Origin of the sequence: Pseudopedobacter beijingensis (assembly GCF_042678145.1) — a bacterium.
GTDB lineage: Bacteria > Bacteroidota > Bacteroidia > Sphingobacteriales > Sphingobacteriaceae > Pseudopedobacter > Pseudopedobacter beijingensis.
Genome location: NZ_JBHUDG010000019.1, coordinates 48796 through 69679, shown reverse-complemented (window position 1 = coordinate 69679; position 20884 = coordinate 48796). Strand labels below are relative to the sequence as shown.

The following is a 20884-nucleotide window of genomic DNA, read 5'->3' as shown; positions in this document are numbered from 1 at the left end:
TAATCTTGCTTATTTTATCTTTACTATCCATCTTCTCAGGATTTTGAGCTACTTTTGCAAAAGTTATTTGGTTAAATGAAAGATTTCAAGAAATATTACATTATAAAATCTACACCGGAAGAAGTATATCTTGCACTCACCAATCCTTTAAGTATACAATTATGGACAGGAGAAGAAGCTAAGATGAGTACTATTGCAGACTCTGAATTTTCTCTTTTCAGCGGAAATATAACTGGAAAAAACCTAGAGTTTATAGAGAACAAAAAAATTGTTCAACAATGGTATTTTGACGGAGAAACTGATGAATCTATCGTTACCATCAAATTACATCAGGATAAAAAAGGTACTTCGGTTGAACTCATACACAAAAACATACCTAACGATGTTTATGATGAATTTGTAGACGGTTGGAACAACAGTTATTTTGGAGAATTAATGGAGTTTTTTGAGGATGATTTATTAGATGCATAATTCTATTCGATAAGCCTCTGCAGACAAAATCAATTACGGCTGCAACCTCCTCATCACCCACTGCCCCTCACCCCTTCGTTCGTACAAGGTACGGTCGTGGAAGCGCGATTCGCTGAAAACCAGGAATTCTATGCGGACAGGTTCAATAGCGTACGCGCACCAGTTTTCCGGACGGAGAATTTCATCCTGTACAGAAGCCTCCATCGCATCAAACCGGTGAGTAAGATCCGACAAATCCATCAGTTCCTGCCCCTGATCGCTCACGACAGAAACAATACGACTTTCCCGGTTCCGTTCAGCAAAATAGCGATCAGCCAGAGCTACCGGCAACTCAGTCACCGTTCCCTGAATGCGCACCTGCTGCTCCGTTTCGGGCCACCAGAATGTCAATGCCACTTTTGGGTTATGGCGGATTTCTGCTCCTTTGCGGGACGAAAATGTTCCGGTTACAACAAAGCAATTATCCCGCACTTCTTTTAACGACACAAACCGGGCATTCGGAAAACCATCCAGTCCTTCGGTCGACATACAACAAGCGTAGGGCAACCGCACTTTCCGCTGTTTCATTTCTGCTTCCAGCCCTTGCTCAAAACGGCTTATAATTTCGTGAATAGTATGTACCGGCATTCTTATGATCCTCCTTTCTAAAGATGTTTACGTTCAAGATGTAAAATAGGATATTCTTTATCAAAACCATCCTTCTCAGATCGTCCAACCTGCACAAACCCTAACTTTTTATAAAAACCAACAGCCTGCTCGTTTTGTTCATTTACATCTACTTTATGAATGGAATAACGGGCATCAGCCCATTCCACCATTTTCTTTCCCAACCCTTTTCCCCGGCTTTCCGGAGCAATAAACAGCATATCTATCATATCTTCACTGATACCGATAAATCCCTGTATTCCATCCTCCTCCTGTAGTACCAACAGATTTACCTGAGGCAAAAAACCAGGAATCAACTGTTTATAAAACAAAATATCTTCCTCTTTTAAAAAGTGATGAGTAGCTCTTACCGAGGCTTCCCACACCTTCATGATGCTCTCGTAATGTATTTCTTCTGCTTGTTTCAACATTCTTGTGGTACTTTTTGTTTATGCTGTATTACAAAATTGCCTTTCTTACAAAAATACGCAGAATACGGTGTCATTGTATGTTCCTGATGATGGAAAATATATTCATTTTGTAATGTTGTTTTCGGATAACTTATTATAAAGCATCCATTTAAATAAAACAAATAAATCACTATTAAACAACACATTAAATATAAAAAACAATGAATGAAAAACTCTTATAATGATGAATGATGAACGAAGAAATGATGAACAAATTCATAGTTCATAATTATTCAATTCATCATTCATTGTTAAATAGCTCATCATTCAATAATTCATAGTTCCCCAGTTCATAATTCCAAAGTTCTTTTTCGCCTGATAATCAGCGTTTTTTACCGGGGATAATGCGGGGAATGATTTTGATATAGATTAATTCAAAGAAAATCTCTACAATGGTTTGTGTCACAATTACTGCGGCTACCAGTTGATTTTCAGGAGCGGGAAGCGAGAGTGCAAGCGGAAGTACCACCAGCGAGTTTCTGGTACTGGTTGAAAAGGCTACGGCACGTTTTTCTAAATCGTCTGTTTTACAAATGGCGGAAGCTGCCATGCCCGCAAAGGGAGCAAGAAGTGCAAAGCAAATGTAAACGGGAATGACGGCAAAAATGGGTGCTGGACGGGCATACAAAACGGCTATTTGAGAAGTAATCACAACAAAAAAGGTCAGCGCCATCAACGGTACAGGTAACCATCCCGAAAAGGATAATAACTGTTTACCAACGCGGGATCCGGATGCTGCCCACTGCGTAAATACGGACAATAGAAACGGAAGCAGGATCAGAAATACAAAGGCTTGTACAAATGGACTGATTTCGATGATACGAATGGTTTCTTTTCCCAGGAAAAACCACAGATACAGCGGCAACAAGATCAGCTGAAGCAAAAACAACAAAGGAGTAGCGGCCAGTATAGCGCGGGCGTCTCCTTTTCCAAGATGGGTAAAAACAATAACATAATCTATACAAGGTGTCAGCAAAACCAATAAAACGCCTATTTGCAAGCTACTGCTTAACGAAAACAGGGAAATAAGCAGCCAGACCAGCAGAGGAATCAGCACAAAATTGCCCAATAACAAGGCTTTAAAAAATGAACGCTTTTTGAATACCTGCCCCAGTTCGAGAAAGGGAATCTGGCAAAACATTCCATACAGCAACAAGCCGATTACTGATTCTATGGCGCTGGAAAGTATTGAACTGTTACTCCAGTTAATTCCTACAATAACACTTATTATCAATACAATAATGTAAATATTTATTTGCTTTTCCTCGAGCTGTTCTCTTGTGATCATCTTAATTTATTGCCGTTTTTTCGGATCATCGGTGTTCTAAAAATCCAAGACTGTTTACTGATTTTTTTCAAAGCTTTCGCGATCTATTGTATACCAGTTGTGCATAATTTCATCCAGAACAAAACTTTCTACCAATTGTAGTCCCACTTTTTTCAAAATCTTATCCGAACCTGCATTTCCGCAATCTGTCATAGCATATACTGCATCTACTTTCAGGGTTTCAAAGGCATAGTGCAACCAGGCTTTTGCAGTTTCGGTAGCAATTCCTTTTCCCCAGTACTTTTTAATCAGGCGGTATCCCAAATCGTAATAATTCGAGTGCTTATTGTACTCATCGGTCACCAGTTTTAATCCCGACCAGCCTATAAATTCATTGGTTTGCTTATCTATAATCGCCCATCTTCCAATGCCAAGATCGGTATATTGCTGACGGATAAATGCAATGGCTTCTGCCGCTTCTTCCCGGGTTTTGATGGGATTATTACCTAAATACTGGTGCACTTCAGGATCTGAATCCAACTCAAAAATGCCCTCCACATCTGTTGGCAGTAACTCTCTCAAAATTAACCGTTCGGTTTCTATCACTTTTTTCATGGTTTGTAAAAATAGTATAATAATGATGAACGATGAACTTGGAGAATGATGAACTTAAAGAATGATGAATGAGGAACTTTGAGAACGATGAACTTGAGGAATGAGGAACTTAAAGAATGATGAACTTGAGGAATGAGGAACTTTGAGAATGATGAACGATGAACGGGGAAAACGATGAATAGTAAGCGAAGAAATGATGAACAAGTTCATAATTCATAGTTCATCATTAATAATTCAATAGTTCATAGTTAAATAGCTCATCATTAACAGTTCATTCGTTCATAGTTAAAACAGTCCATCATTCAGTAATTCATAGTTCATCATTAATAGTTCAATAATTCATCATTAAAAAAAAACTCCCCTTCCTCCTGACATATAGTTGTCACTGTAACTGCTATTTTTGTACTGACATAATTTAAAACAAGCGAATCATGAGTAATAAGACCATTGAAACATTTCACCTGATCGGGATTGCGGTGAGAACGACAAATGAAAACGGACAGGCGGGACAGGATATTGGTGCGCTCTGGAATCGTTTTATGAGCGAACAAGTGGCTGCATTGATCCCTAACAAAGTGGACGATACCATTTACAATGTCTATACGGAATATGAAAAGGATTTTATGCGACCTTATACAACTTTACTGGGATGCCGGGTTGAAAACCTGGACACTATTCCGGAAGGAATGAAAGGCTTAACCATTAACGCGGCAAAGTATCTCCGCTATACGGCCAAAGGGAACATTCACGACGGAATTGTTTTTAAAGAATGGCAAAAAATATGGGAATCGGATCTCGACAGAGCCTATACAGCCGATTTTGAAGTATATGGCGAAAAAGCACTCAACCCGGAACAAGCGGAAGTAGATATTTTTGTTGCTATCAAATGAATGCGGTAGAAAACCATTACGACCGGTATGAAGAACCTCTAAAAAGCTGTATGCTGGCGCTTCGTGGTATTATCCTGAAACAGGATCCTGATATTTCGTCTACCCTGAAGTATGGAATGCCCTTCTTTTGCTATAAAGGGAAAATGTTTTGCTACCTATGGGTACACAAAAAGCACAAACAACCTTACATTGGAATTGTAGAAGGGAAACATTTTGAAGAAGCTTTTCTGCTACAGGAAACTCGTTCCCGTATGAAAATTATGTTGCTGGACCCGGAAAAAGACCTTCCCTTGCAGCAAATTGAACAACTGATACAAAAGGCTATTAATCTGTATAAAACGGGAGTTGTAAAACTTAAATAACGAGGAACTCTTTTAATGATGAATGATGAACGAAATAATGCTGAACTGAAAGAACGAGGAATGATGAACGAAATAATGATGAATGATGAACTGGGAGAATGTTGAACGGAGGAATGATGAACAAGTTCATAGTTCTTATCTCATAGTTCATAATTCTTCGTTCATCGTTATTAATTCATTGTTAGATAATTCATCGTTCTTAGTTCATAGTTAAATAGCTCATCATTCATAGTTCAGAAAAAAGTTTCGATTTCAGCCGGCTGAGGGTTTCTTGTGAAATATTAAGGTAAGAGGCTACCATTTTATTAGAGAGTCTGCGGACAATAACAGGATTCTGGTTCAACAACTGACGGTACTTTTCCAGTGCATCTTCCATCAGAAAAGATTGCAGGCGCCTGGTGTTATTTACATAAGCAATTTCCAGGTAAATCCGGTAAAACTTCTCCCATTGCGGAATAATTTCCAGCAGGTGATAAAAATTGCGATGCGAGATGTAATAGATTTCCGTCTCCTCTACCGCTTGTATAAATTCTTCAGAAGGTTCAGCCGTAATAAAACTGGTCAGGGCAGTGGCAAACTGGTTCTCAAATGCAAAATACCGGGTGGCTTCCTGCCCTTCTTCGTTGATGAAGAAAATACGCAGGCAGCCTTTAGTTACAAAAAATGTGCGTTGACTGGGTTCTCCCTGCGTCAGCAACAATTCATTCTTTTTCAGTTTCAGGTGTTTGAAACAAGAAAGTATAGTTTGCAATTCGTCATCGCTTACCGATATTTTGCTCTTGATATATGCTACCAGTTGTTCTTCCATTCGACGTGTCATCAGTCCTGCATAAAGGTACCAATAAACAGCCAAACCGGGAACGTCTTCTTGTTGATTAACCGTTTTCAGTATCAGCGTCTGTTAAATTGCAGAATAACAATGGAAAGCAGACAACTGAAAGCTCCAAACAGGTAGACAGCCTGGTAATCAAACCATCCGGCAACCAATCCTGCCAACGGACCAGCCAGTCCCAGCGAAAGATCTACAAAGGCTACGTATGCCCCCAGTGCAGTTCCTCTCATTTGCGGGCTTACTTTCTGAATGGCCAATACGCCCAACGCCGGAAAAATAAGCGAAAATCCAACACCGGTGAGCCCGCAGCCCACAATCGCCATGGCTTTTGAAGCCGATGTCCAGATGAGCAACTGCCCTGCAATTTCTATCAGCAAAGAGATAAACGCAATTCTGTAGCCGCCGAAACGATCGGGATACGAGGCAAAGAAAATACGGGTAAGGACATAACAGGCACCAAATACCATGAAAGCTACGGAGGCATCGCCCCAGTTTTTCTGTGTGAAGAACAAAGCGATGAACGAAGCGATACAGCCAAAGGCTACGGACGAGAACGCAAGGCTTAATCCCTGACCGGACACTGCGCCTATCACTTTGTAAAACGGAGTACGGATGTGGGTGTTATCAACCGGAATTCCCGGTAATTTTACGGTAGCCAGCCAGCTCACAAACGGAAGCAGCACAATCAGCATAAAAGCGGGAAAAACGCCCCATCCATTGCTCAGCCAGATACTCAGCGGCGCGCCAATGGCAATTCCTGCATACATGGCAATACCGTTCCAGGTCATTACCTTCCCCGAATTAGGCAATCCTACCAGACCGATCCCCCAGGTAAGTGCCCCTGTTACCAGAAAACTTTCTCCTGTACCGTGGAGAATTCTCGCCAGCATCAACACTGGCAATGCTATTCCCGGATGGTCTTTCAGCACAACGGAAAGAATATAGGCTACGCCGGCCATCACGGCGAAAATTACACCTGTACGTTTACTTTGTCTGGCTCCTTTGGTATCGGTAATTTTACCGGAATAAGCCCGCGTCAGCAAGGTGGAGATAAATTGCAGCCCAATGACCAGACCGACAATAATACTGTCGAAACCTAACTGGTGCTGTACAAAACCGGGAAGCACACCCAGCACAATCCCGATGGTGAGGTACACCCCAAAAACGGACACGATAATGGGCGTTATTGCTTTGTAAAAGCTTAGCTCCTGCCCTTTTTCTACTGTTACATTCATAAATTATGTGTTTTAAATTATTTATGAGCGCAAAGTTGCGGGACTGCGTTTTACTAAACTTTGATCTAGGTCAAAAAAAACTTTTATAATGATGAACTCTTATTAATGATGAACGAAAATAATGATGAATGATGAACTCTTACAAGGATGAACTGAAAGAACAATGAATGAGGAACTCTTATTAATGAGGAACGAAAAGAACAATGAATGAGGAACGAAAATAATGATGAACTCTTATTAATGATGAACTGAAAAGACAATGAATGAGGAACAAGTTCATAGTTATCTAATTCATAGTTTATTGTTCATAGTTAAATAGCTCATCATTTATAACGTCGGATACGACTAAGGGAAGAAGATGTAATGCCAAGGTACGAAGCCAGCATATTGAGTGGTACGCGGTTGGCCAATCCCGGATAGTGGTTCAGGAAAAGATGATAGCGGCTGGTAGCGTCCAGATTTTTCATGGTGCCTGCCATTTTCAGTTTACTTTCTGCCACAAAAGCATACAGTTTAATCATTAACAGCGGCCATACGGCTATCTGTTGTTCCAGAATGGTAAATTTTTCGTGGCTGATTACCCACACGGCAGCATCCGTAATGGCTTCTATATAATCGCTGGAAGATGTTTGCTCCTGAAAGCTGTGAAGATCGCCGATAAACCGGCCTTCGTAAATGAAATAGTTGGTAAAATCGTCGCCTTGTTTATTGTAATATACCGATCGAAAAACTCCCTGGTGGACAAATGCGATCTTTTTACTGATGTTCCCCTGCTCTGCAAAATAGGCTCCTTTGGGAATTTCTACCAGTGTAAACAGGCTTTGGATGGTCTGTTTTTCTGCTTCGCTGAGTGGTCCGAATTTTTCTATGTATGCGATAAGCTCTTTCATCTTCTCTAAGTTTACAAATAATCCCTGTTCAAGCAACTTTTGAACAATAATTATTCCTTTCTACAGTAATATCCGGCTATTTTCCGGGTTATTTTACGTCAGCCTGTTGCAAGGCAATAATATCTTCTCGTTTAGGCCCGATGGAAAGATGGCTTACCGGTGTTTCCAGCTGATGGGTTAAAAAAGCGATATAAGTGCGCAATTCCTGAGGCAGTTCTGTTTCCCTGGTAATGGTAGAAAAATCTGCCGTCCAGCCTTTAAAGGTTTTCCACTGGGGACGGGCAGCAAAAAATTCTGTTCCGGTGCTGGCTATTTCCTGCAATTCTCCGTCGAGGTCATACCGCTCACAGAGTTGTACCATTTCCATTTCGTTCAGCACATCCGCTTTGGTTATAATAAGTTGTGTAATGCCGTTGAGCATAATGGCATATTTTAAAGCGGGAAGATCCAGCCAGCCAATGCGCCTCGGTCTGCCAGTATTAGACCCGAATTCATTTCCTTTGTTGCGAAGTTCGTCGGCCAGTCCGTCCTTCAATTCGCTGGGAAAAGGCCCATCGCCTACCCGTGTCAGGTACGCTTTCAGCACTCCGAATATTTCTCCTACTTTAGAAGGTGGCACTCCCAAACCCACACAAGCTGCAGAAGCAATGGTATTGGAAGACGTTACGTATGGGTAAGAACCGTGGTCGATATCCAGCAAGGTTGCCTGTGCTCCTTCGGCAAGCACTCGTTTTCCGGCTTTCAGCGCAGCATTCAGATACAGTTCAGTATCTATCACAGCCAGTTGTTGTAAATAAGCAATGTCTGACAAAAAATTATTCACCATCGCATCAAAATCAATCATTTCCTGACCGTTTGCCTTCAAGGCATCGTATTCCCTGCGCATAGTTTTGGTAACCTCATCTCCGAAATTATCGCTGTAACTATCGGTTACCCTAAATCCCTGCCGCAACAGTTTGTGCGCATAGGCGCAGCCAATTCCGTTTTTGGTAGTTCCGATGGTCCGGTAATCGGGCGAATTTTCGAAATAGCTGTCGAGATATTTATCGGTAGGCAATACCAGATGGGCTTTTTTTGAAATAAACAGGCGTTCTTTAAACATAAGTTCAGGAAAGGTCAACGCCAGTTGTTCGATTTCATTTCTCAGCTGAGTCGGATCTATGACTGTTCCGGTACCGATGACATTCTGGATATGCGGATAGAAAATACCGGAGGGCAACAGTTTCAGGGTTACTTTTTTATCGTTCCAGAAGATGGTATGCCCTGCGTTGGCACCGCCGTTAAAGCGTGCTATAATAGCATAATCGGGACAAATATGATCGATAAATTTTCCTTTTCCTTCGTCGCCCCATTGAAGCCCTACGAGAATATCCATTTTTGCTGTACTCATTGTTTGAATGATTTAATACGACAAAATTAGGAGCCCCGGCCGGCATGACAATTGTCATTTGGCAAAAAGAACTGAAATAACGATGAATGTTGAACGGAGGAATGATGAACTGAAAAAAACGATGAATGAGGAACGGAGGAATGTTGAACTGAAATAACTATGAGTGATGAACGGAGGAACGTTGAACTCTTATAATGATGAATGAAGAACGGAGGAACGTTGAACAAGTTCATAGTTCATCATTCAATAGTTCATTGTCATTCAGTTCATAATTCATAGTTCAAAATCAGCTCATAGTTAAATATCTCATCATTCAAAAAATTCATCGTTCCTCGTTCATTGTTCAATAATTCATCATTAAAAAGTTCCTCGTTATAAATAACTTTTCTTCAGCCATAAACTCATTTTTACCAGCAGAATCAGCACCGGAACTTCTACCAGCGGTCCTATTACACCTACAAAGGCTTGCGGTGAGTGCAATCCGAACAGGGAAATGGATACGGCAATGGCGAGTTCAAAATTGTTTCCGGTAGCGGTAAATGCTATGGAGGCATTTTTATCGTAAGGGATGTTGAGGCTTTTGCTGACAAAGAAGCTGACAAAAAACATGACTACAAAATAGATGATTAACGGCAGCGCTACTTTGAGTACGTCCATCGGCAATTCTATAATTTTATCGCCTTTAAGGCTAAACATCAATACAATGGTAAACAACAGCGCATACAATGTAATGGGCGATATGGCAGGAATAAATTTCCGGTTGTACCATTCTTTTCCTTTTGACCGGATGAGAAAATACCGACCTGAAAATCCTGCTGCAAAGGGAATTCCCAGGTAAATCAATACACTTTGGGTCACTTCTTTTACCGATACGGTGACGTTAAACCCGGTTAATCCCAAACGAGCCGGCAGTATATTTATAAACAACCATACAAAAAAACTGTAGGTAAGTACCTGAAAAATGCTGTTTAAGGCAACCAGTAAAGCAGCATATTCACGGTTTCCTTTAGCGAGGTCGTTCCAGACAATAACCATGGCGATACATCTTGCCAGTCCGATCAGAATTAATCCGGCCATGTAATCGGGTTCGTTGCGCAGGAATACGACAGCTAAAATAAACATAAGGACAGTGCCTACCACCCAGTTTAGGAAGAGCGAGATTCCGATGGCTTTTCTATCTTTCAGCGCATTGGGCAATAACGAATAATCGACTTTTGCCAGTGGCGGATACATCATCAGGATCAATCCGGCAGCCAGTGGAATATTGGTAGTCCCGACCGATAGTGTATTGGTAATGGTTGAAATCCCCGGGAAAAAGTAGCCCAGTGCTACTCCTGCCGCCATGGCGAGAAAAATCCACAAGGTCAGATAACGGTCGATGAGTTTTAATCTTGGTTGCATATTTTTTTTGGATAAGGAACTTTAGGAACTATGAATGAAATAATGATGAATGAGGAACTGGGAGAATAATGAACTGAAAAAACGATGAATGAGGAACGGAGGAACGTTGAACAAGTTCATAGTTCTTATCTCATAGTTCATAGTTAATCAGTTCATCACTCATCATTAATCATTAATCAGTTAAACATTTTTCATAGTTAAAAACATTTCCGCAGCTATCTGAAGGCTTCTTTCTGCATATACAGCGGTTTGCTGAGGGGTATGGTCTGCTTCTTTCGGATCGTCAAAAGGAATGGGAATTCTTTGTTCTGCTCCGACAATAAACGGACATCCTTCGTCGGCTTGCGAACAGGTCATAATTGCTGCAAAAGCGGATACCGGATTGTAAGGATGATCGTATAGTTTCGAAAAACCAATAAGAGGAGCGGCATTTTCATCGTATTTAATAGCATATACCGGATTATCGCTTTCCGCAATCTTAACAATGTGAAATCCTTGCTCGGTCAGCGTGGCTGCCACCTGAGGAAAAAGCGCTGTCGCTTCCGTTCCGCCGGAATAACAAGTTACACCCGGCACACCATAATAAGCCGCCGCTACCTGTGTCCATAGCTGTGCAAGATGGCTCCGTCGCGAATTATGCGTACAAATAAAATGAAGGTTCAGTGCAGCGCCACTTTCTCTTTTTTGCCTGATATATTCTGTCAGCGGTTGTAACGCCTTTTTACGCTCCTCGCTAATTGTTCGGGTCAGAATCTCCCTTTCAATCGTTTCAGTTAGTTTTGTGTACATCGTATGTTACAGATTATTGGGGTTAACAGCAGCCTGATCCGGGAGTACAACTTGAATTGCCGGATACCGGTGTTTGTGCTACTGACGGAATTCCGCAGGCATCTTGTGCCAGGCAGGCAGTTTGCTTGTTTTTGAGTAGAAAATGCTTCCCGTTAAAGTCCAGATCGTATTTCCCGATGGTTTCGTTCTGGTATTCCACCTCTATTTCGGCGTTTTCAATCCCCAGTTTTTCTTCCGACAGGCGGATAATGTGTAGCAATTTTCCGGGTTTTAAACGATGTTCGTAATCATCGGCGTTCCACAACTGAAAGTTAACCACCTTTTCGTGACGGATAACACCGCCGCAATCGATAAAATTTCTGGTGATAACACCTACTTCGGTTACATGAAAATGTTCGGGCACAAAAGTTCCGTTCTCCAACTGGAATTCTACGTTGTCTAAAGCCGGTAAAACCGCTTTTATTTGTTCGAGTGTCATATATGTTGTTTTTAAGTATTTACAATTTATCAAATCATCATATTGCGATATAACGATATTGAGAATCAAAAAAATGCCTTAACAGCATTCTCCGCTGGCCAGCACATCCTGATTAAAAAAGTCATTAAACTGCTGTTGCAATGCCCGCCACACTGTTTCGTCGATGCAATAACACACCGCCTTTCCTTCTATAGTCCCCTGAATAATTCCTATGTTTTTCAGTTCTTTCAGGTGCTGGGAAATGGTAGGCTGCGCCAGTCCGAGCTCGTCGACCAGATCGTTGCAGATACAAGCTTTCCGGTTGATAATCTGTTGCAGAATAGCAATCCTCGCTGGATGCCCCAATACTTTAAACAAAGAGGCAAGCTGATTTTGCGCATCACTAAATATTTCTGAACGTGTTACTCCCATTTTTATATATTTTAATATTGCAATATTACGATATCAATTTCAACTACACAAGTTTTTTTAGAATGAGGAACGGGAAGAACTATGAACTTTGATAACTATGAATGATGAACGAAAGAATGAGGAACTTTGATAATGATGAACAAGAATAACTATGAATGATGAACTAGGAGCGAAAATAACTATGAACGATGAACCGATGAATGAAAAAATGATGAACTAGGAACCGAAGAATGATGAACAAATTCATAGCTCATTGTTCAGTAGTTCATAGTTCTATAGCTCATAGTTAAAAAATATCTATCCTGTATTTTTCATGTTCTGAAGTAAAATCACTGGTGATCAGGCTGCCGAATCGGGGATTTCCGACTTCCTTAAGATCGATGTTGACAAAAACGAGTTCTTCCTCATTTCCGGCTTTATACAAAATGTTACCATCTACATCTATAATCTGGCTTTCGCCACGATAGCTTTCCCAAATGCCCTCAAACAGTTCTCCTCCTACCCTGTTGCAACTTATTACAAAATATTGATTTTCTAAAGCTCTGATGGGTAAAATACGAGGTGTCACATCTCCACCAAAACAGGCTGAATGACAAACAACCTCGGCCCCCTGGAGCTTGAGCTTAGCACCTAAGGGAGCAAACCAGCAATCAAAACAGGTCATTATTCCAATGGTAATATCTTTATGTTTACACACCTTAATCGCTTCGCCCGATGTATATAAGCGTTTTTCGTAATCGGGTAAATGTATTTTTCGTTGGTACGCAATTAATCCTGTATCGTTTACAACAATGGCTGTGTTGTATAATAATCCTTCGCATAACTCCGGGATGGTTCCTGTTATGCACCCTCCACATAAGGCTGCTACCGCAGTTAATCTTCGTATAGTTTCGCTGTTATCCAGTGTCTCTGCAAACGGTAAAAGCTGTTCCCGCGTATCAAAAGCATATCCGCAGGTAAATAACTCGGGTAGTACCAATAAATCAAATTGCTCTGTTCTTAGTTTGGATGCGATATACTCTAAATTTGCATCCCTATCTTTGGAAATAACATCGTATTGAAAAAATCCTGCTCTCATAAATTTACATTTCGACAAAACATCTGTTGTATAGACAAAGCTAAGTTAAAAGAAGAAAGAAACGAGGAAATAATGATGAATGAGAACAACTATGAACTTTGATAACTATGAATGAGGAACTTTGATAATGATGAACGGGAATAACTATGAATGATGAACTAGGAGCGAAAATAACTATGAATGATGAACCGATGAATGAAAAAATGATGAACTAGGAACCGAAGAATGATAAACAAATTCATAGTTTATTGTTCTATAGTTCATTGTTTATTGTTCTATAGTTCATTGTTCAGTAGTTCATAGTTAAAACTCATTTCATTTTCTGTTTTACTGTAAGAATACTGCTTTTTATTATTCTGAGGATTTCCGATGCTTCACAGGCTACCTTTTCGTATTCCTGCAAGCCGATGTAGTTAGTTGCCGACATTAATTCGAGCCAGTACAAGCTTTCGTCACATTCTTTCTGGGCAATGTGCAACTTATGTACAAAATCTTTTGGCGACTGGGCATTTTTTGCTTCGCGGATATTAGCACCAACAGAAGTCCCGCTTCGTAAAAATTGTTTGCTGATGATAAATTCCCGCTTCTCTTCCTGCAGATACTTGTAAAGAGCCACAGCTTTAATAGCAAAGGAGAACGATTTTTCTTTTAAAATGTCTTTTTGATTCATATTTCAGGTTTTTAAGTGGTTGTATGAACTTGGATAATAATGATGAATGAAAATAGCGATGAACGATGAAATAATGATGAACAATGAACTGAAAGAATGATGAATGAGGAACAAATTCACAGTTTATAGTTCAATAATTCATAGCTCATAGTTAATCGTTCAGTAGTTCATCTCTAAAAACGGTTAATCATTCATAATTTATTGTTTAAGAATTCATCATTAATACTTCCAAAATCCACAGTGAACAACGGTTTATTTTTCTGGTTTAAAATCCTCTTTATTATTAATTTAAAGATAATTATCGAAAACTCCAAAAGAATGTTGAATAATGATAAACTAAATGAACTATGAATGTTGAACTGAAACAACTATGAACTATGAATGAAAGAATGATGAGCAAGGAACGAAAAACGACTATGAACTAGGAACCGAAGAATGATGAACAAATTCATAGCTAAATAGCTCACAGTCCAATAATTCATCGTTTATAGCTCTATAGTTCATTGTTAAAACCAGTTCATAATCCATTGTTATTCAAAGTTTATAGTTCTATAGTTCATCATTAAAAACAGTTCTATAGTTCATTGTTAAAACCAGTTCATAATTCATCATTTATAGTTCTATAATTCATAGTTACTCCTCGTTCAAACCCGTTTATACATCACATACTGCGGTCCTTTTATTCCGTTGTATTCCTTGCCTGAGTCCAGATAGCCGGTTTTAAGGTACAGCCGATAGGCGCCGGTGTTTTGCTGGTTAACGCCGAACACGATTTCTGTGGTGCCGGGAAAATCTTGCTTTACCAATGCGGGCAGTTGCAGCATGGCGGCTTTTGCTACTCCTTTTCCCTGAAATGCGGGGTTTACGGACAGCGACCGCAATAATACGGCATGGCTGTTACTGGTATAGTCAAAACGGTCTTCTGTGAAATCGAGGCAGAAAAGTCCGGCTGGTTCTTCGTCTACCAATATGCAGTACTGAAAACGCTGCTTGTTTTCCATCATGTACGGGTCGTTGAGTACCTCGTACGGGATCCTGGAATATTCCGACTGCTCTCCCTCTAAACGATATGCTGTAAGGGCGTTAAAATACTGGGGCTGATAAGCGGCAATGGTGATCATGTTGTTGACTTTTTTTAATGAGAAACGGGAAAAACTATGAATGAGGAACGAAATAACTATGAACTTGGAACGGGAACAACAATGAACTTGGAACCGAAGAATGATGAACAAATTCATAGCTAAATAGCTCACAGTCCAATAATTCATAGTTTATAGTTCTATAGTTTATCATTAAAAACAGTTCATCGTTCAAAAATTCATAGTTAAATATCTCCTTGTTCAAAAAGTTTTCCTCATTTCAAACTGGTTAATATCGTTGGTCAGGCCATGTTTTTCCAACAACAGTTTCAGGTTTTCGGCAGCTTCGTCCATGTTGTTCAGTTGCACCTTTGTATCCGGGAGTTGCTGTTGTACGGCTGCCAATAGCTGCGTGGCGATGCCTTTCCGGCGGTGCCGGGGCGCTACTGCTATCTGATAGATGCGTTTGTTCACCGGGTTAAACAGTACATAGCCCACCAATTCTGCTGCTATAAAAGCACCTACTGCCGCTGGCTGTGCTACCTCCATACTTTCTATGGCGCTTTGCCAGCTGGGCGCAATGTCCCAAAAGGCCTGAAATGCTTCCTACGGAAATTCCGTTAATGGCCGGACAGAGGCTGTTGCCGAAGTTGGTTGTACCTTTAATTCTCCATCAAAACACAACAGTTTTCGCTGAATAGTGAATCCGTTTTTTTCGTAGGCGCGGATGGCAGATTGGTTGCCTTCTATTACTTCCAGTACCAATTGCTGTACTTTGTTTTCCTCAAAAAATGGCTGCATGTATTCGTACATTTTGCCCACCAGTCCTTTTCCGCGGTATGCGGGCAGTACTCCTGTTCCGGCATTATATACAACCGTTTTTCCCGCTGTTGTCCGCACTCCATGCATGATAAAGGCAATCAGCTGTTCTCCTTCAAACACACCGACAGACCATTCCGGTACAATGTTTTCTGTTGCCATTTTAAATTGCAATTGTGCTGCATTCAGCTGAAAAGGAACTATGTAATCGGCAAAAGCTCCGTTAATCGCCTGCACTAAATCCGGGTTGTCTTGTGTGCTTAAGTTTCGTATCTGCATCTTGTATTTTTTTAGACGTATTATACCTGGTCAGAATGGGTACAGTATTCCTGCAAGGTGTTGATCAATTTGGCGACATGGATTCCGTCGCATACTGCGTGGTGGACTTGTATGGCCAGCGGCAGCATTATTTTGTTGTTATCTGTCTGGTATTTCCCGATGGTAAAACTGGGTGCAAAGTAATCCGTAAAATCGGCTATGTTCAGGTTAAAACTGTCGAAATGTATCCAGGGAATTGCCGAAATGTTAAAATGGTTTTCGGGAGCCTGTTCCGGAAAAAACCGCCCGTCGTTCCGGTACCGTTCTGTTGTCTCATCATACACTTTTATAAACTCGTCCAGTTCTCCGGTACAGCGGGACGTTAGTGCCGAAAAGGTTTCCGTTTCCGGATGCAGCACGGTGTACACCGGTTCTACCCTGTCCCAGACAATCAGTTCGCCCGCTTTCATGGCCATTTTAAATTCCGGATGCTGGTTTACGGCTTTGGTGAGCAGGTAAATCATCACCGGATAAAATTTATAACTCTGTTTTTTTACAAAGGGAATCAATGGCGAAATATCCAGTTTTACGGTCAGGCTGAACCCGCATTTTACCGGTCCCCGATAGGCCGCAAAATGTTCTTTCCGCTTCCACTCTTCTGTGTTTATTGTTTGATACTTACTGCTCATTTGTTGATATTTAAACTTCCGGCCCTGTTGTTCCGTATTATTTTACGGTTCTGTTGGTACTAACCGCTATTCTGTTCCAGGCGTTAATGGTAACAATCGTCATAATAATTAAGGCAATGTATTCCTCGTCAAACAGCCTGGACGCCGCTTCGTACGTGCTGTCGCTTAATCCGCTCTGGCTGATGAGTGTAATTTCTTCCGTCATGGCCAGCACTACCCGCTCTTCTTCCGTAAATAATTCCGTTTCTTTCCAGGCGTTTAACAGGAATATGCGCTGTGCTGTTTCTCCCTGACTCAGGGCGTCCTGCGTGTGCATGTTGATACAGAATGCGCAGCCGTTGATTTGCGATGCGCGGATTTTGATTAATTCGAGGTGTGTTTTGGAGAGTTGGGATGCCTGAATAAAATTTTCAAGCGCCAGTACTCTGTTGTAGGCTCCGGCAGCTGTTTCGGAGATGTCTATTCGTTGTTGCATGATGGTATTGTTTTTTGTTGTCTGATAAAGGTAGGAAAAAGCGTCTTCCAACGGGTAATTAAATCGTCAGGATGTATCCCTTATTTCTACTTTTATTTCGGACAGTTACCGTTGTTCTTCTGCGGTCGTTTTCCAGTCAAAAGGCAGTAATTCTTCCAGCGTTTTAAAAATTCCGTTGCGCACCTCTATGCGGGCGTGTTTGTTCTCTTCCGCTAATTGGCTCATCAACTCGCGGCATCTTCCACAAGGTGACATCGCATTTCCTTTGCTATCTACTGCTACTACGGCTTTTATGCGGTATTCCCCGTGTTTCAGCATTTCAGATACGGCGCTGTGTTCCGCACAATGTCCCAGCGAGCAGGCGGTGTCTATGCTAATGCCGGTATAAATTGTTCCGTCTGCGGTTTCTATCGCTGCCGCTACGTCTCCGTAAGCCACATAATCGTTCAGCAGTACGGGTGTTGCCAGTTGGGCTGCTATTTCTTTCAGGTTCATGCTTCTGTATTTATGGTTTGCTACTTACTATCGGCGGACGCTGTGTGTTATATTCTTCCCCTCTGCTCCGCCCTTTCCCTTCTTTTTTTGTTTATTTTTGATGTATGCTGATGGTTTTATTTTGTGATGATGAAACATATGTACCGTATTCCGTTTGTTGAACTGCTTTCTGCCGATGCGCTGGAACGGGTGCTGGAGTTGCTGACGCCGGTATCGCTGAAGAAAAACGAGTTGCTGATTTCCGACACCCGGCTGGAACGCAATGCTTATATTGTTCAGCAAGGTATTTTACGCGAGTTTGTGCATACCGACGGACGGGAACTGACTTTCTGGTTTGCGCGGGAGGGCGATATTGTGACCTCTTCTTATGGCTATTTTTACCAGCGCAGGGGCTACGAAAATTTTCAGGCGCTGGAAGATTGCCAATTGCTGCGCATTGATGTAGCCGGTATGCAGCAGTTGTACCGTCAGTTTATTGACATTGCGAACTGGTCGCGGGTGGTTACTGAGCATGAAAGTATTCTTTCTGAAGAGCGCCACCTGGATTATATTCTGCTGTCGCCCGAGGAACGTTACCTGAAATTGCTGAGCTCGCAGCCTGAACTGTTTCAACGGGTAAAACTGAAGGACATTGCTTCCTTTCTTGGTATTTCTCCCGTGTCGCTGAGCCGCATCCGCGCCCGTATCTGATGTTTTTTTAATCAGGTATGCGACAGTACGGGTACCATCAGTGGTTGGTTTTCAAAGAACGCATGCAGGTTTTCGGATACAAACAGCCGGAGGTCGTCTTCCTCATAAGGCTGGTATTCAACTGTTCCGTTAAGGGGTGTAAAACCTAAGCGGATTTCCTGCTTCTTTTCGCCCGTCAGGGCTGTTATCAGTTGGTGCAACTCTATTTCCTGCGGGGCAAATAGTTCATGAATGTACAGAATCCCCTCCTCTTCCTGCATCACTACAACGCATTGTAAAGTTTCTACATAATACACGGCATTGCTGAACCCAAATTCCGGATTGGCTACACAGTAAAAGAACGGCAGGGCCTGACTTTGCAACGGGAATACGCTGTTGGGCACCGCTGTTTGTACGGCTTGTTCAAATAAACGAAGGTCTTCCGATACTAAAAAATTTAATGGTCTTACTAAGTTTTTTTCGTGTTCTTTTTGGGGTACTGCCTGTATTACTGCCTGGTATTCTTGTACGGGAACTAAGCCAAATTTAGGGTAAAAATCATAGACCGTTTCGTTGGCAAACAGCAGTATTCCATCTGTTTTACCGCTGTATATTTTCAGGATGTGTTCCATCAAAAAACGGCTCAATCCTCTGTTTCTCCACGCCTCATCCGTCATTACCGTTCCTATCTGTAACAGCGTTTTTGGTGTTTTACCCCAGCTTGAAGTAAACAAACTTACTGTGGTGTGTGCCACTATCTTATCATCTTTAAATAAAGAATACAACTGGCAGCTGTTGTCCCAGTATCCCGACTGGTAATAGTTCTCAAAATCAAAACCCCAGAAGGTACGGGTCATGGCATTCAGTTGCTCCCGGAGTTGCGGCTGATTCTGGTACGCAACGCACAGCGTGTAAGCACTTCCGTTGATGTGGATTTCCTGCTGGTTTACGCTTATTGGTTGTGGTACCATGTTACTGCTTTTTTTTCGTATTCTTTTAAAAATGCGTCTTTCCCTTCGTTGTAATCGTTGCCGTCTTCCCACTCCTGCTGTACCAGTTTTTCTTTCAGTGCCTGGTATTCGTTTTTTACCGCCGGGTGTGTCCGCAGGTACTCCCTAAAAGCAATGTGCCGCAGCCAGTGTCCGGACCGTTGTGGGATGGTATGAATGTGTGCTATCCGCAGGCTGTGGTCGTGCAGCCGCAGCGGAATTTCATCGTCCGGTCCTATGTGCGCCGGAACACCCAGTTTTTCCGGCTGGTCCGTTAATGCCACAAAAAAACGCCTGTAAGGCATATCCTCGTTGTATTTTTCATAATACACATAGTTTTTTCCCTGCAGCAACGCCGGCACTTTGTCCAGATCGGCTTCGTTTTCCAGCCCTATCAGAATATCGATCAGCGGTTTTGCAGCAAGTCCTTCTACCGAAGTGCTGCCAATGTGTTCTACACTTGCTTTTATCGGTTGCAGCAAGGTTTCCAGTTCCTCTTTCAGGGTATTAAACTGGTTTTTCCAGGCCGGATTGTAGGGTTCAAAAGGTAAAATCATGCGTTTTTTTCGTTTCCGATGTATAATAAGGTGTCGTACCTGAAGGTGAGGTGTCCATTGTTCTGGTATTTTTCAAACAGCTGCTCCAATCCCTCCATTACAACAGAATAGGTTGCTTCGCCCGGTTTCGGACTGTAGGACGAGGAGAGCATGCGCCCCTTGAGTCCTTCGAGGTCAAATTCCTGGCTGTTTTCCAAGGCAATTACCTGCATCGGAAAGGGCTGTAGAAACGAACAAATTTGTTCGCTGTTGATATTTCTCTGGGTAACACGGCTGTACTCGGCAACGTGGGTGCGCAGCAATTGTTCGTATTCCTGCTGTAAAGGGTCGGTGGTGCTGCGTTCATTCCAGGCCAGTACAATGCTGCCTCCCGGCCGCAGGATGCGTGTAAATTCTTCCCGGGTTTTCCTGGGGTCGAACCAATGATAGGCTTGTCCGCAAAAAATCAGATCGGCGGTAGCTGCCGGCAATATTGTTGCTTCTGCGCTGCCGTTTACTGCTTTAAAGTTAGCGTAGTTGCTGTACAATGCTTCGCTGGCCTCACGCATTTCCTGGTTGGGTTCTACGGCATACACCGTATTTCCGAAGCGGAGAAAGGGTTCTGAGGAGAGTCCCGTTCCTGATCCGATGTCGACTACAATGGTATTGCGGTCGAGGATTCCGGCTTCCTGCAACGTTGCGGTCATGCTTTCGGGATAATGCGGCCGGTACCGTACGTAGTCTGCTACGCGGTCGGAAAATCGGGTGGTACTGTTGCTGGCTCTCTGCATGTTCTTCTTTTTTGCGGGTTGTTAGCGGATGTTGTGGCTGTGCTTTACAAATTTACGGATACTGCTGTGTTCTTGTATTATCATTTCCTCTATTTTTTTGTGCATTTTGTAAGGTACTTTTTCTTTTCATTGTCAAAAAATGATGTTTCAGTATTCTTTTTGCTGTTTTTGGACGGTTGTCTGAATATGC

The 20884-nt window shown here is 42.0% G+C and carries 27 protein-coding genes; 4 read left to right on the top strand and 23 right to left on the bottom strand.

Going from position 1 to position 20884, the window contains the following annotated elements; translation table 11 throughout:
* Nucleotides 1-75 precede the first annotated feature (75 nt).
* Nucleotides 76-471 carry an SRPBCC domain-containing protein gene (locus ACFSAH_RS12580; protein WP_379663096.1) on the top strand — a complete coding sequence of 132 codons (396 nt, stop codon included), beginning with the start codon at nt 76-78 and terminating at the stop codon, nt 469-471.
* Nucleotides 472-504: 33 nt separating this feature from the next.
* Here the strand turns inward: ACFSAH_RS12580 and ACFSAH_RS12575 are convergent, their stop codons facing one another.
* The 4 genes from ACFSAH_RS12575 to ACFSAH_RS12560 form a co-directional block, all read right to left on the bottom strand.
* Nucleotides 505-1098, bottom strand: a complete 594-nt coding sequence (locus ACFSAH_RS12575) for a pyridoxine/pyridoxamine 5'-phosphate oxidase (RefSeq protein WP_379663095.1) — start codon at nt 1096-1098, stop codon at nt 505-507.
* A 17-nt stretch (nt 1099-1115) separates the two neighbouring features.
* On the bottom strand, nt 1116-1547 hold the full coding sequence (locus ACFSAH_RS12570; protein ID WP_379663094.1) for a GNAT family N-acetyltransferase: 432 nt from the start codon (nt 1545-1547) through the stop codon (nt 1116-1118).
* 361 nt (nt 1548-1908) lie between these two features.
* Nucleotides 1909-2874 carry an arsenic resistance protein gene (locus ACFSAH_RS12565; protein ID WP_379663093.1) on the bottom strand — a complete coding sequence of 322 codons (966 nt, stop codon included), beginning with the start codon at nt 2872-2874 and terminating at the stop codon, nt 1909-1911.
* Nucleotides 2875-2928: 54 nt separating this feature from the next.
* Nucleotides 2929-3468, bottom strand: coding sequence for a GNAT family N-acetyltransferase (locus ACFSAH_RS12560; protein WP_379663092.1), 540 nt, complete (start codon nt 3466-3468; stop codon nt 2929-2931).
* A 431-nt stretch (nt 3469-3899) separates the two neighbouring features.
* Between ACFSAH_RS12560 and ACFSAH_RS12555 the strand changes: the two genes are divergently transcribed.
* Nucleotides 3900-4358, top strand: coding sequence for a GyrI-like domain-containing protein (locus ACFSAH_RS12555; protein ID WP_379663091.1), 459 nt, complete (start codon nt 3900-3902; stop codon nt 4356-4358).
* Nucleotides 4355-4720 carry a DUF1801 domain-containing protein gene (locus ACFSAH_RS12550; RefSeq protein WP_379663090.1) on the top strand — a complete coding sequence of 122 codons (366 nt, stop codon included), beginning with the start codon at nt 4355-4357 and terminating at the stop codon, nt 4718-4720. The genes ACFSAH_RS12555 and ACFSAH_RS12550 overlap by 4 nt, the downstream gene beginning before the upstream one ends.
* A gap of 226 nt (nt 4721-4946) precedes the next feature.
* On the opposite strand, the gene ACFSAH_RS12545 is transcribed toward ACFSAH_RS12550, so the two are convergent.
* The 16 genes from ACFSAH_RS12545 to ACFSAH_RS12470 all read right to left on the bottom strand — a co-directional run bounded on the left by ACFSAH_RS12545 (nt 4947) and on the right by ACFSAH_RS12470 (nt 17709).
* The gene (locus ACFSAH_RS12545; protein ID WP_379663089.1) at nt 4947-5540 is read right to left on the bottom strand and encodes a Crp/Fnr family transcriptional regulator; all 594 of its coding nucleotides are present in this window, start codon (nt 5538-5540) and stop codon (nt 4947-4949) included.
* A gap of 71 nt (nt 5541-5611) precedes the next feature.
* Nucleotides 5612-6787, bottom strand: coding sequence for an MFS transporter (locus tag ACFSAH_RS12540; protein WP_379663088.1), 1176 nt, complete (start codon nt 6785-6787; stop codon nt 5612-5614).
* Between the two features lie 323 nt (nt 6788-7110).
* Nucleotides 7111-7677, bottom strand: coding sequence for a Crp/Fnr family transcriptional regulator (locus ACFSAH_RS12535; RefSeq protein WP_379663087.1), 567 nt, complete (start codon nt 7675-7677; stop codon nt 7111-7113).
* Nucleotides 7678-7765: 88 nt separating this feature from the next.
* Nucleotides 7766-9067, bottom strand: a complete 1302-nt coding sequence (locus ACFSAH_RS12530) for an adenylosuccinate synthase (protein ID WP_379663086.1) — start codon at nt 9065-9067, stop codon at nt 7766-7768.
* Between the two features lie 372 nt (nt 9068-9439).
* Nucleotides 9440-10468 (bottom strand): ACR3 family arsenite efflux transporter, encoded by a 1029-nt coding sequence (arsB, locus tag ACFSAH_RS12525; protein ID WP_379663085.1) that lies wholly within the window; start codon nt 10466-10468, stop codon nt 9440-9442.
* 180 nt (nt 10469-10648) lie between these two features.
* Nucleotides 10649-11257 carry a low molecular weight phosphatase family protein gene (locus ACFSAH_RS12520; protein ID WP_379663084.1) on the bottom strand — a complete coding sequence of 203 codons (609 nt, stop codon included), beginning with the start codon at nt 11255-11257 and terminating at the stop codon, nt 10649-10651.
* A gap of 22 nt (nt 11258-11279) precedes the next feature.
* Nucleotides 11280-11735 (bottom strand): DUF6428 family protein, encoded by a 456-nt coding sequence (locus ACFSAH_RS12515; RefSeq protein ID WP_379663083.1) that lies wholly within the window; start codon nt 11733-11735, stop codon nt 11280-11282.
* Between the two features lie 78 nt (nt 11736-11813).
* Nucleotides 11814-12146 carry an ArsR/SmtB family transcription factor gene (locus ACFSAH_RS12510; RefSeq protein WP_379663082.1) on the bottom strand — a complete coding sequence of 111 codons (333 nt, stop codon included), beginning with the start codon at nt 12144-12146 and terminating at the stop codon, nt 11814-11816.
* Between the two features lie 286 nt (nt 12147-12432).
* The gene (locus ACFSAH_RS12505) at nt 12433-13224 is read right to left on the bottom strand and encodes a carbon-nitrogen hydrolase family protein (RefSeq protein ID WP_379663081.1); all 792 of its coding nucleotides are present in this window, start codon (nt 13222-13224) and stop codon (nt 12433-12435) included.
* A 310-nt stretch (nt 13225-13534) separates the two neighbouring features.
* Nucleotides 13535-13894 (bottom strand): four helix bundle protein, encoded by a 360-nt coding sequence (locus tag ACFSAH_RS12500; RefSeq protein WP_379663080.1) that lies wholly within the window; start codon nt 13892-13894, stop codon nt 13535-13537.
* Between the two features lie 644 nt (nt 13895-14538).
* The gene (locus ACFSAH_RS12495; RefSeq protein WP_379663079.1) at nt 14539-15015 is read right to left on the bottom strand and encodes a GNAT family N-acetyltransferase; all 477 of its coding nucleotides are present in this window, start codon (nt 15013-15015) and stop codon (nt 14539-14541) included.
* A 219-nt stretch (nt 15016-15234) separates the two neighbouring features.
* Complete coding sequence (locus tag ACFSAH_RS12490; protein ID WP_379663162.1) at nt 15235-15555, bottom strand: GNAT family N-acetyltransferase; 321 nt, start codon at nt 15553-15555, stop codon at nt 15235-15237.
* 24 nt (nt 15556-15579) lie between these two features.
* On the bottom strand, nt 15580-16071 hold the full coding sequence (locus tag ACFSAH_RS12485) for a GNAT family N-acetyltransferase (RefSeq protein WP_379663078.1): 492 nt from the start codon (nt 16069-16071) through the stop codon (nt 15580-15582).
* A 20-nt stretch (nt 16072-16091) separates the two neighbouring features.
* Complete coding sequence (catA, locus tag ACFSAH_RS12480) at nt 16092-16739, bottom strand: type A chloramphenicol O-acetyltransferase (protein WP_379663077.1); 648 nt, start codon at nt 16737-16739, stop codon at nt 16092-16094.
* Between the two features lie 37 nt (nt 16740-16776).
* On the bottom strand, nt 16777-17214 hold the full coding sequence (locus ACFSAH_RS12475; protein WP_379663161.1) for a carboxymuconolactone decarboxylase family protein: 438 nt from the start codon (nt 17212-17214) through the stop codon (nt 16777-16779).
* A gap of 105 nt (nt 17215-17319) precedes the next feature.
* Nucleotides 17320-17709, bottom strand: coding sequence for a cytidine deaminase (locus ACFSAH_RS12470; protein WP_379663076.1), 390 nt, complete (start codon nt 17707-17709; stop codon nt 17320-17322).
* Between the two features lie 126 nt (nt 17710-17835).
* On the opposite strand from ACFSAH_RS12470, the gene ACFSAH_RS12465 reads away from it, so the two are divergent.
* Nucleotides 17836-18399, top strand: coding sequence for a Crp/Fnr family transcriptional regulator (locus ACFSAH_RS12465; RefSeq protein ID WP_379663075.1), 564 nt, complete (start codon nt 17836-17838; stop codon nt 18397-18399).
* 11 nt (nt 18400-18410) lie between these two features.
* Here ACFSAH_RS12465 and ACFSAH_RS12460 read toward each other — a convergent pair whose 3' ends face one another.
* Genes ACFSAH_RS12460 through ACFSAH_RS12450 form a run of 3 tightly spaced genes read right to left on the bottom strand, consistent with a single transcriptional unit; the run spans nt 18411 to nt 20694 of the window.
* Nucleotides 18411-19349, bottom strand: coding sequence for a GNAT family N-acetyltransferase (locus ACFSAH_RS12460; protein WP_379663074.1), 939 nt, complete (start codon nt 19347-19349; stop codon nt 18411-18413).
* Complete coding sequence (locus ACFSAH_RS12455) at nt 19331-19924, bottom strand: GrpB family protein (protein WP_379663073.1); 594 nt, start codon at nt 19922-19924, stop codon at nt 19331-19333. The genes ACFSAH_RS12460 and ACFSAH_RS12455 overlap by 19 nt, the downstream gene beginning before the upstream one ends.
* Nucleotides 19921-20694 carry a class I SAM-dependent methyltransferase gene (locus tag ACFSAH_RS12450; protein ID WP_379663072.1) on the bottom strand — a complete coding sequence of 258 codons (774 nt, stop codon included), beginning with the start codon at nt 20692-20694 and terminating at the stop codon, nt 19921-19923. The genes ACFSAH_RS12455 and ACFSAH_RS12450 overlap by 4 nt, the downstream gene beginning before the upstream one ends.
* Between the last annotated feature and the right edge of the window lie 190 nt (nt 20695-20884).

Coding starts and splice junctions, on each gene's coding strand:
- ACFSAH_RS12580 (WP_379663096.1), top strand. CDS start 76: ATGAAAGATTTCAAGAAATATTACATTATAAAATCTACACCGGAAGAA.
- ACFSAH_RS12575 (WP_379663095.1), bottom strand. CDS start 1,098: ATGCCGGTACATACTATTCACGAAATTATAAGCCGTTTTGAGCAAGGG.
- ACFSAH_RS12570 (WP_379663094.1), bottom strand. CDS start 1,547: ATGTTGAAACAAGCAGAAGAAATACATTACGAGAGCATCATGAAGGTG.
- ACFSAH_RS12565 (WP_379663093.1), bottom strand. CDS start 2,874: ATGATCACAAGAGAACAGCTCGAGGAAAAGCAAATAAATATTTACATT.
- ACFSAH_RS12560 (WP_379663092.1), bottom strand. CDS start 3,468: ATGAAAAAAGTGATAGAAACCGAACGGTTAATTTTGAGAGAGTTACTG.
- ACFSAH_RS12555 (WP_379663091.1), top strand. CDS start 3,900: ATGAGTAATAAGACCATTGAAACATTTCACCTGATCGGGATTGCGGTG.
- ACFSAH_RS12550 (WP_379663090.1), top strand. CDS start 4,355: ATGAATGCGGTAGAAAACCATTACGACCGGTATGAAGAACCTCTAAAA.
- ACFSAH_RS12545 (WP_379663089.1), bottom strand. CDS start 5,540: ATGACACGTCGAATGGAAGAACAACTGGTAGCATATATCAAGAGCAAA.
- ACFSAH_RS12540 (WP_379663088.1), bottom strand. CDS start 6,787: ATGAATGTAACAGTAGAAAAAGGGCAGGAGCTAAGCTTTTACAAAGCA.
- ACFSAH_RS12535 (WP_379663087.1), bottom strand. CDS start 7,677: ATGAAAGAGCTTATCGCATACATAGAAAAATTCGGACCACTCAGCGAA.
- ACFSAH_RS12530 (WP_379663086.1), bottom strand. CDS start 9,067: ATGAGTACAGCAAAAATGGATATTCTCGTAGGGCTTCAATGGGGCGAC.
- arsB (WP_379663085.1), bottom strand. CDS start 10,468: ATGCAACCAAGATTAAAACTCATCGACCGTTATCTGACCTTGTGGATT.
- ACFSAH_RS12520 (WP_379663084.1), bottom strand. CDS start 11,257: ATGTACACAAAACTAACTGAAACGATTGAAAGGGAGATTCTGACCCGA.
- ACFSAH_RS12515 (WP_379663083.1), bottom strand. CDS start 11,735: ATGACACTCGAACAAATAAAAGCGGTTTTACCGGCTTTAGACAACGTA.
- ACFSAH_RS12510 (WP_379663082.1), bottom strand. CDS start 12,146: ATGGGAGTAACACGTTCAGAAATATTTAGTGATGCGCAAAATCAGCTT.
- ACFSAH_RS12505 (WP_379663081.1), bottom strand. CDS start 13,224: ATGAGAGCAGGATTTTTTCAATACGATGTTATTTCCAAAGATAGGGAT.
- ACFSAH_RS12500 (WP_379663080.1), bottom strand. CDS start 13,894: ATGAATCAAAAAGACATTTTAAAAGAAAAATCGTTCTCCTTTGCTATT.
- ACFSAH_RS12495 (WP_379663079.1), bottom strand. CDS start 15,015: ATGATCACCATTGCCGCTTATCAGCCCCAGTATTTTAACGCCCTTACA.
- ACFSAH_RS12485 (WP_379663078.1), bottom strand. CDS start 16,071: ATGCAGATACGAAACTTAAGCACACAAGACAACCCGGATTTAGTGCAG.
- catA (WP_379663077.1), bottom strand. CDS start 16,739: ATGAGCAGTAAGTATCAAACAATAAACACAGAAGAGTGGAAGCGGAAA.
- ACFSAH_RS12475 (WP_379663161.1), bottom strand. CDS start 17,214: ATGCAACAACGAATAGACATCTCCGAAACAGCTGCCGGAGCCTACAAC.
- ACFSAH_RS12470 (WP_379663076.1), bottom strand. CDS start 17,709: ATGAACCTGAAAGAAATAGCAGCCCAACTGGCAACACCCGTACTGCTG.
- ACFSAH_RS12465 (WP_379663075.1), top strand. CDS start 17,836: ATGATGAAACATATGTACCGTATTCCGTTTGTTGAACTGCTTTCTGCC.
- ACFSAH_RS12460 (WP_379663074.1), bottom strand. CDS start 19,349: ATGGTACCACAACCAATAAGCGTAAACCAGCAGGAAATCCACATCAAC.
- ACFSAH_RS12455 (WP_379663073.1), bottom strand. CDS start 19,924: ATGATTTTACCTTTTGAACCCTACAATCCGGCCTGGAAAAACCAGTTT.
- ACFSAH_RS12450 (WP_379663072.1), bottom strand. CDS start 20,694: ATGCAGAGAGCCAGCAACAGTACCACCCGATTTTCCGACCGCGTAGCA.